This window comes from Staphylococcus sp. HMSC056G08 (assembly GCF_001812305.1).
GTDB classification, from domain to species: Bacteria; Bacillota; Bacilli; order Staphylococcales; family Staphylococcaceae; genus Staphylococcus; species Staphylococcus simulans.
The window spans coordinates 1-8586 of sequence record NZ_KV808461.1 but is presented as its reverse complement, the minus strand read 5'-3'; the positions used below and the strand labels follow the sequence as shown (position 1 = coordinate 8586).

At 28.8% G+C, this 8586-nt stretch carries 5 protein-coding genes and 2 pseudogenes; 5 read left to right on the top strand and 2 right to left on the bottom strand.

Annotated elements, in window-relative coordinates; genetic code table 11:
* Window positions 1–256: 256 nt before the first annotated feature.
* Together abc-f and HMPREF2846_RS05560 are read right to left on the bottom strand one after the other, a co-directional pair.
* The gene (abc-f, locus tag HMPREF2846_RS05565) at window positions 257–1873 is read right to left on the bottom strand and encodes a ribosomal protection-like ABC-F family protein (RefSeq protein WP_070626060.1); all 1617 of its coding nucleotides are present in this window, start codon (window positions 1871–1873) and stop codon (window positions 257–259) included.
* Between the two features lie 574 nt (window positions 1874–2447).
* Window positions 2448–3293, bottom strand: coding sequence for a BlaZ family penicillin-hydrolyzing class A beta-lactamase PC1 (locus tag HMPREF2846_RS05560; RefSeq protein ID WP_000733283.1), 846 nt, complete (start codon window positions 3291–3293; stop codon window positions 2448–2450).
* 106 nt (window positions 3294–3399) lie between these two features.
* On the opposite strand from HMPREF2846_RS05560, the pseudogene blaR1 reads away from it, so the two are divergent.
* From blaR1 to HMPREF2846_RS05535, 5 genes and pseudogenes are all read left to right on the top strand, one after another.
* Window positions 3400–5156: pseudogene (gene blaR1, locus HMPREF2846_RS05555) on the top strand (beta-lactam sensor/signal transducer BlaR1).
* On the top strand, window positions 5146–5526 hold the full coding sequence (gene blaI / locus HMPREF2846_RS05550; RefSeq protein WP_001284656.1) for a penicillinase repressor BlaI: 381 nt from the start codon (window positions 5146–5148) through the stop codon (window positions 5524–5526). The pseudogene blaR1 and the gene blaI overlap by 11 nt, the downstream one beginning before the upstream one ends.
* A gap of 263 nt (window positions 5527–5789) precedes the next feature.
* A complete protein-coding gene (locus tag HMPREF2846_RS05545; protein ID WP_000690636.1) occupies window positions 5790–6383 on the top strand; it encodes a recombinase family protein in 594 nt (197 codons plus the stop codon).
* Window positions 6355–7798: pseudogene (locus tag HMPREF2846_RS05540) on the top strand (Mu transposase C-terminal domain-containing protein). Before HMPREF2846_RS05545 ends, HMPREF2846_RS05540 begins: the two are co-directional and overlap by 29 nt.
* Window positions 7791–8586: AAA family ATPase (locus HMPREF2846_RS05535; protein WP_070626058.1), on the top strand; the 796-nt coding region annotated here is incomplete at its 3' end. The pseudogene HMPREF2846_RS05540 and the gene HMPREF2846_RS05535, both read left to right, overlap by 8 nt.

Here is an 8586-nt window from a genome sequence, read left to right as displayed (position 1 = left end):
GACATGATAAATTAGTGGTTAGCTATATTTTTTAATTTGTAACAGAACCATTTCAGATATCTCAAGATAACTAAGCGTGTTTCTTAGATAGTAGCCAACACTTAAAAATCCCCTCACTACTCGCAATAGTGAGGGGATTGGTGCATATAATGCACGAAGCTCTTGTTGTCTAAATTATAACACTGGTTAGTAAGGGAATGCAAAATCTCTGAAGTATTTTTATTTTTTCTTCAGCTAATTTGTATTGTTCGTTTAATTACTTATAAATTTTTCCTTTAATATAATTATAGTTACCCTCAAATTTCTCTAATGTTTGATTTTTTAACAAGTAAGTTGTATTAAATAGCTTGTTAAGAAAATATCTATCATGTGAAACTGTAATTATGGATCCTTCAAAATCTAATAAAGCATCTTCTATGGTTTCCTTGGCATCTATATCTAAATGATTTGTAGGCTCGTCTAAAACAAGCAAATTATAATCAGTATTTACAATTTGTGCCCATCTTAGCCTTATTTTTTCTCCTCCACTTAAATCTTTAACCTTTTTAAAAACGTCTTTACCATAAAACATGAAATTAGCTAAAATATGTCTAGCTTCTCCTTCTGTTACATTGACTTTTTCACGAATTGTATTCAATAAAGTATCATCGTTATCACTTTCAAATTCATGTTGTGAAAGATAACCAATTTTTAAATTGTTTGCAGTCTTAATAGAACCCTCATCTATTGAAGTAAGTCCTAAAATTATTTTTAACAATGTAGATTTACCTGTACCATTATCTCCTATAATAGCAACATGTTCGCCTCTTCGAATTAACATATTTACATTTTCAAATAATAAATAGTCATATCCTTTAGCGACATTTTCCATTTCAATAACTCTATTTGAAACACGCTTACCTTCCTCTAGTTTCATATTCATTTTTTTTGAATCTAAAGTTGGTTTTTCTAATCGCTTAATACGATTCAAAGCTTTTTCCATACTTTTAGCTCGACGATACATTGCAGCATTCGGTGGTTTAGCTTGGCTTGCCCATGTTCTTAATTGCTTAATAGATTCTTTCATTTTTTTGATTTTCTTTTGTTGTGTTTTATAGGCTTCGAATTCGACTAACAGCCTTTTTTCTCTTTCTTCAACAAATTGCGAATAATTTCCATTATAAACATGGAGCATTTTTTGATCTATTTCCATAATTTGATTTGCTGTTTCATCTAAAAAGTAACGATCGTGTGAGACGATTACGGTAGCACCTTCAAAATTTTCTATATAGTTAGTCAACCATTCTATAGATTTAACATCAAGGTGATTTGTTGGTTCATCTAAAAGTAGCAAATCAGTAGACTTAATTAATATTTGAGCAAGGCCTACTTTTGTACGTTCTCCTCCTGATAAGTTCCCCCACTCTGTATCAAGTAAATGGTCAATATTTAATCCATAAGTCACTTTACGTATCTTAGCATCTATCTCGTAACCACCATTTTCTTCATAATATATCTGTAGTTCACCATAGCGAGACATTAGTGTAGTTATATTTTCTTTATCTTCAGCCATTTTATTTTCTATAGTTTCAAGTTGTTCTGATATAGCATTTAACTCTTGAAATACAGATTTCAAACATTGATAAACACTTGTATCATTTTCATAATTGGGTATTTGGTTTAAATAACCGATTCTCACATTTTTCTTCCAACTAATAATGCCTTTGGAAGGTTTTTCTAACCCTGCTAGCAGTTTTAGCAAAGTAGTTTTTCCTTCACCATTACGTCCTACTAATCCTACAGTATCACCAGAATTAAGGGTCAACTTGATATTATCGAATAAAGTTTCTTCTACATAACTTTTAGAAACATTCGAAGCATTGAGTATATTCATTTATCTTCCTCCATATCATCTATAAGGAAGAAGTATATAGTGTCAGTTCCTTATAGATTCGATTATTAATTTCAAAAAAGACAGACTTCACCAATTTTGGAATTAAAATCGAAAATTTGTTGCGTATAATCTGTAAATATCTGCAACAATAAGCTATAAGAAACATTTAGACACCTCCTCAAATATGATTTATACACAGTTTACAATAAAAAATTGGCAACTTAAAGAGTGTAATAAGGCCTCCTACTATAAAGTCAATTAAGATGTTAAGTATGTCACTTTGCTTGATATATGAGAATTATTTAACCTTATAAATGAGAAAAAAGCAACGCACTTTAAATAAGATACGTTGCTTTTTCGATTGATGAACACCTATAATTAAACTATTCATCTATTATTTATAATTTTTTGTATATACAATATTTCTAGTTTGTTAAAGAGAATTAAGAAAATAAATCTCGAAAATAATAGAGGGAAAATCAGTTTTTGATATCAAAATTATACATGTCAACGATAATACAAAATATAATACAAAATATAAGATGTTATCAGTATTTATTATGCATTTAGAATATTAAAATTCCTTCATTACACTCTTGGCGGTTTCACTTATCAACTTATCATTTGGCTTATCACTTTTATTGTCTTTATTCGTAAAAATGACTAAAACAATAGGTTCAGATTGGCCCTTAGGATAAACAAAAGCAACATCATTTCTAGAAGCATATGTTATTGCTTGACCACTTTTATCAGCAACCTTATAGTCTTTTGGAACACCGTCTTTAATTAAAGTATCTCCGCTTTTATTATTTAACATTAAATCAAGTAAGAATTTTTTGTTTTCTTTGCTTAATTTTCCATTTGCGATAAGTTTATTTAAAGTCTTACCGAAAGCAGCAGGTGTTGAAGTATCTTTTTTGCTCTTTGGTGAATAGTAATTTAATTCTATCTCATATCTAACTGGATTTGTTACTTTATCTCCTAGTTCTTTTAGACGTTGTTTAACTTTTTTGATTCCACCGATTTCTTTTATAATTTTATTGTTTGCTGTATTATCACTATATGTCATTGAAGCCTCAATAAGTGCTTTTAAAGTGATATCTTTTCCTACATATTTTTCTAAAATAGGAGAATAAGCAACTATATCATCTTTGTTAATATGTACTTTTTTATTTAACTTATTATAAGGTACTTGTTCTAACAAAATAGCACTATTTATCGCTTTTGAAGTTGAAGCATAGGCAAATCTCTTATCTGAATTAAATTTTACTTCCTTACCACTTTTAGTATCTAAAGCATAAACACCAATATGAGCATTATATTTTTTTTCTAAATCATTTAACTCTTTGGCATGTGAACTGTTTGAATTACATGCACTTAAAACTAAAGCAATTACAATTAAAAATATTAACTTTTTCAAAATAAACCCTCCGATATTACAGTTGTAATTTTTATAAATCAATAATATTACAATTGTAATATCGGTGTCAATAGTTTATTATAAATATTTGAAAGAAGGTGTTGAAATGGCTAAGTTATTAATAATGAGCATAGTAAGCTTTTGTTTTATATTTCTATTGTTATTATTTTTTAGGTACATATTAAAACGCTATTTTAATTATATGTTAAATTATAAAGTTTGGTATCTAACTCTTCTTGCAGGATTAATTCCTTTCATTCCTATTAAATTCTCTCTTTTTAAATTTAATAATGTGAATAATCAAGCGCCCACAGTTGAAAGTAAGTCACACGACTTGAACCATAACATAAATACCACCAAACCTATTCAAGAGTTCGCAACAGATATCCATAAGTTTAATTGGGATTCAATTGATAATATCTGCACAGTTATTTGGATAGTTTTAGTTATTATTTTAAGTTTTAAATTTTTGAAAGCCTTATTATATCTTAAATATTTAAAGAAACAGTCACTTTATCTAAACGAAAATGAAAAAAATAAAATAGATACGATACTTTTCAACCATCAATATAAAAAAATATTGTGATTCGAAAAGCAGAGACTATTCAATCTCCAATAACTTTTTGGTATGGGAAATATATTATTTTGATTCCTAGTTCATATTTTAAAAGTGTAATTGACAAAAGACTAAAATATATAATATTGCATGAATATGCTCATGCTAAAAATAGAGATACTTTACATTTAATTATCTTTAATATCTTCTCTATTATTATGAGTTACAATCCATTAGTACATATTGTAAAAAGAAAGATAATTCATGACAATGAAGTAGAAGCCGATAGATTTGTCCTTAATAATATTAACAAAAATGAATTTAAAACTTATGCGGAATCTATTATGGACTCCGTATTAAATGTTCCATTTTTTAATAAAAATATATTAAGCCATTCATTTAATGGTAAAAAGTCATTACTCAAAAGAAGATTAATTAATATAAAAGAAGCCAATCTGAAAAAACAGTCCAAATTAATTCTAATTTTTATTTGTATTTTTACTTTTTTGCTCATGGTAATTCAAAGCCAGTTTTTGATGGGGCAATCCATAACTGATTATAATTATAAAAAGCCCTTACACAACGATTACCAAATTTTAGATAAAAGTAAAATTTTTGGTTCAAATAGTGGATCTTTCGTCATGTACAGCATGAAGAAAGACAAATACTATATTTATAACGAAAAAGAAAGTAGAAAAAGGTATTCTCCTAATTCAACTTATAAAATTTATTTAGCTATGTTTGGACTTGACCGACATATTATAAATGATGAAAATTCACGTATGTCATGGAATCATAAGCATTACCCTTTTGATGCTTGGAATAAGGAACAAGATTTAAATACAGCAATGCAAAATTCAGTTAATTGGTACTTCGAACGTATTAGCGATCAAATACCAAAGAACTATACTGCGACTCAACTCAAGCAATTAAATTATGGTAATAAAAATTTGGGAAGTTATAAAAGCTATTGGATGGAAGATAGTTTGAAAATATCTAATCTTGAACAAGTAATAGTTTTTAAAAATATGATGGAACAAAATAACCATTTTAGTAAAAAAGCAAAGAATCAATTATCTTCTTCATTATTGATTAAGAAAAATGAAAAGTATGAACTGTATGGGAAAACAGGTACAGGTATAGTAAACGGGAAGTATAATAATGGGTGGTTTGTAGGTTACGTAATTACAAATCATGATAAGTATTATTTTGCTACACATTTATCAGATGGAAAGCCATCTGGGAAAAATGCTGAATTAATCAGTGAAAAAATATTAAAAGAAATGGGTGTTTTAAATGGCCAATAAGCAAGTTGAAATATCTATGGCTGAATGGGATGTTATGAATATAATATGGGGTAAAAAATCAGTATCAGCTAATGAAATTGTAGTTGAAATTCAAAAATATAAAGAAGTTAGCGATAAAACGATTAGAACATTAATCACAAGACTATATAAAAAAGAGATTATAAAACGATACAAATCAGAGAATATTTATTTTTACTCATCAAATATTAAAGAAGACGATATTAAAATGAAAACTGCTAAAACCTTTCTTAATAAACTGTATGGAGGGGACATGAAAAGTTTAGTGCTGAATTTTGCGAAAAATGAAGAATTAAATAACAAAGAAATTGAAGAATTGCGAGACATTTTAAATGATATTAGTAAAAAGTAATTAGAGATATGTTTCAAACATAATACATATGTAAACTATGCTTGACTCTTATTAAATTAGTTTTGTTAATAACATTTAAAATATATTATTAAAGATGAGAGTGTACAGAAAATAACCATTTTCTGTACACTCTCTTTTTATGCCGAAATAAGTGAGTAATACATATATTTTCGTGTTCAAAAACCCAACAAAAAATCTATGTTCACAAAAGACCTTGAAATTAAGTTATGGTACACTGTATATGTATATAGGAGGTTTGTATTTTGAAAATAGGTTATGCAAGAGTTTCAACTGGATTACAAAATTTAAATTTACAGGAAGATCGATTAAATACACATGGTTGTGAAAAGATATTTAATGACCATATGAGTGGTTCAAAAAGTAAAAGACCTGGTTTAGATAAAGCAATTGAATTTGCGAGGTCAGGAGATACCATTGTTGTTTGGAGACTAGATAGACTAGGACGTAACATGGAGGATTTAATCACATTAGTTAATGAACTTAACGAACGAGGCGTGAGTTTTCATAGTTTAGAAGAAAATATAACGATGGATAAATCAAGTTCTACAGGACAATTATTATTTCATTTATTCGCAGCATTTGCAGAATTTGAACGTAATTTAATTTTAGAACGTTCTTCAGCTGGCCGAATTGCGGCACGTGCAAGAGGAAGATATGGAGGGAGGCCTGAAAAATTAAATAAACAAGATTTGAATTTACTTAAGACGCTTTATGATAATGGCACACCCATTAAAACAATAGCAGAACAATGGCAAGTTTCACGTACAACTATTTATCGTTACCTCAATAAATTGGAGGACAAGGAAGATGAAAAACAAGGAGAAGTATCTAACTAATTTTTCTGAAGCCAAACGTAAAGAAGCTACTCAAAAGTACAATATAATAAAACCTTTTATCTTGGGAAATCAATCTTTATCAAGTATTTCTAAAAATAAGGACATTGCATTAAGTACACTTTATAGGTGGAATAAATTATATAAGGAAGAAGGGCTTACTGGTCTAATTCATAATACAAGAGTTGATAAAGGTGATCATAAATTAGAACAAAACATAATTGACGAGATTAAACGCCTTTCACTCAAGAATAAAAGAAATAGTATTGCTACAATTCATAGGAAAATCGTTAATTATTGTATAGAAAATAATTTTGATAAACCAAGCTACAAACAAGTTTATAGTATTATTAAAGCAATGCCTAAGTCTGTTATTGATTTCTCTCACCAAGGTGAAAAATACTATCAAAATAAGTACGATTTAATACAAATAAGAGAATCCTCAAGACCCAATGAAATATGGCAAGCCGACCATACTTTGCTAGATATTTATATATTAGATCAAACAGGTAATATTAATAGACCCTGGCTAACCATTATTATGGATGACTATAGTCGCGCAATTGCAGGATACTTTATAAGTTTTGAAGCTCCTAATGCTCAAAATACAGCATTAACACTACACCAAGCAATATGGAATAAGAATAATACCAATTGGCCAGTATGTGGTATACCCGAAAAATTCTACACAGATCACGGGAGTGACTTTACCTCGCATCACATGGAACAAGTCGCTATTGATTTGAAAATTAACTTGATGTTTTCAAAAGTTGGTGTCCCTCGTGGTCGCGGGAAAATAGAACGTTTTTTTCAGACAGTTAACCAAACTTTCTTAGAGCAACTTCCTGGATATATAAACAATAATGATACTCCTAGCGATTTAATAGATTTTCAAAATTTCGAAGAAAAATTACGATACTTTTTAATTGAAGATTATAATCAAAAAGAGCATAGTGTTATCCAGAGCACTCCTATCAATCGGTGGAACAGTAATCATTTTTTTCCCTAATATGCCAAGCAGTTTAGAACAACTTGATTTATTATTATTAGAAATACCTAAATCTAGAAAAATTCATTCAGATGGCATTCATTTTCAAGGCTTTAGATACAGTAATACAAACCTAGCTGCTTATGTAGGTGAGTATGTATTAATTCGTTACAATCCCAATGATATGGCTGAAATACGTGTTTTTTATAGAGATGAATTTCTTTGTACAGCAATATCTCCTGATTTAGCTGATTATTCAATTGATATAAAAGATATACAACACGCACGTAGTCAGAGAAGAAAACACTTAAAACAAAATATTGCTAGTCCAAGCACCACTGATTTAATTAAGGAAGAAAAAAATTATGGTTATTCACCTCAAGAAACGACTAAAAACGTCAAAAAATTAAAGAGGTATCGTAATGACTAAACATCAGAATTTCATTGAAACGAAAGAGTATAAACGATTTGCTGAATTTTGCGATGCTTGTATCAAATATCAATATATTGGGATCTGCTATGGTCAACCTGGTGTCGGAAAAACTTTATCTTCTAGGTATTACACAAATTGGAATACTATTGAAAAGCAAGTTAATCATAGAGGGTGGGAAGATCTAGCTAGTAAAACGACTGATGATATATTATCGGTGAATAAGATATTTTATACTGCACCGGCTGAAAAACAAACAAGATTAAGTAATGATCTATATAGTATTAGTGCAAGTATTGATTTGGGTCAAAAATTACACATCGTAAATAAGTATGGTCATGATCATAGTAAACATTATAGTGATATGTTTAAATATATTGATTTAATTATAGTAGATGAGATTGATCGCCTTAAAGTGCAACATTTAGAGCAATTAAGAGCTATTTATGATGAACATAATTTAGCAATGATATTTATTGGTATGCCAGGTATAGAGAAAAAACTATCTCGTTATCCTCAACTATATTCGCGTATAGGTTTTGCACATGAATTTGATAATCTAAGTAAAGACGAGACGCATCATATATTAGAATATAAGTGGCAAGATTTAGGATTTGATTTAAAACTCGAAGACTTTACTGATTATGAGGCAATAACGACGATTATTAAAATTACAAAAGGGAATTTTAGGCTGATTCATCGTTTATTTGCGCAGATAGATAGAATTATGGATATAAATGGCTTAGATAAAATCAGTACAGAAGTTGTAGAAACAGCTAGAGATAGTT